Origin of the sequence: Cellulomonas sp. IC4_254, from assembly GCF_011603975.1 — a bacterium.
In the GTDB taxonomy this organism is placed as follows: Bacteria; Actinomycetota; Actinomycetes; order Actinomycetales; family Cellulomonadaceae; genus Cellulomonas.
This window is the reverse complement of record NZ_JAANNB010000395.1, coordinates 1-777: the sequence shown is the minus strand read 5'-3', so window position 1 is coordinate 777 and position 777 is coordinate 1. Positions and strand designations below refer to the sequence as shown.

The following is a 777-nucleotide window of genomic DNA, read 5'->3' as shown; positions in this document are numbered from 1 at the left end:
CCCTCAACCTACGACGCGCACCAGCGCGGACGCCCGCCCGTCCACGCCGGCGGACAGCCCGCGGCCACACCGGTGGGACAGCCCCGGTCACCTCGGGGGTCGGCGCGCGGTCAGCCCGCGGACGCGCGCCGGGCGCCGCCGGCGCCGTCGCCGGACCGGTCCGGGTCCCCCGGGTCGCCCGGGACGCCGGGCGTCTCCGGCACAAGATCCGCCGCCCCCGACCGGGCCCGGCGCGCCGCCGCGGCGTCCAGCCCGAGCACCCGCAGCGCGGCGTCCGCGACCAGCGGGGCCACCTCCTGCGCGGCGGCCGCCCCGCCGGAACGCCGGGCGGTGATCACGGTCTCGACCAGCCCGAACACGAGCGTCGCCTCGGCCGGCCGCGTGGAGTCGGGCCGACCCAGCACGGCCGCCACCAGCGCGTCGTACCGGGCCCGCAGCCGCGCCCGCTCGTCGTGGAACTCCGCGAACGCCTCGCCCTCGACCTCGGGCAGCTGCATCAGGCCGCCGATGTTGACCGGCCCGTCCGCGAGCCACCGGGCGTCCGCGTCGCACAGCGCCCAGAGCCGGGCGGCCGGGTCGCCGGGGGCGTCGAGCAGCTCGTCGGCCAGGTCGAGCGACGGGCGGACGGTGTCGAGCAGCAGGGTCCGCAGCAGCACGTCCTTGCCGCGGAAGTGGTGGTAGATCGAGGCCTGCTTGACGCCCGCCCGCTCGGCGATGGCGTACGTCGAGGTCGCCGTGTAGCCGACGCTGCTGAACAGGGCCGCCGCCGCGGCGAGC

Annotated in this window: 1 protein-coding gene; it reads right to left on the bottom strand. The window is 79.0% G+C overall.

Annotated elements, in window-relative coordinates:
• Positions 1–110 precede the first annotated feature (110 nt).
• Positions 111–777: TetR/AcrR family transcriptional regulator (locus G6556_RS18985; protein ID WP_166944734.1), on the bottom strand; the 667-nt coding region annotated here is incomplete at its 5' end.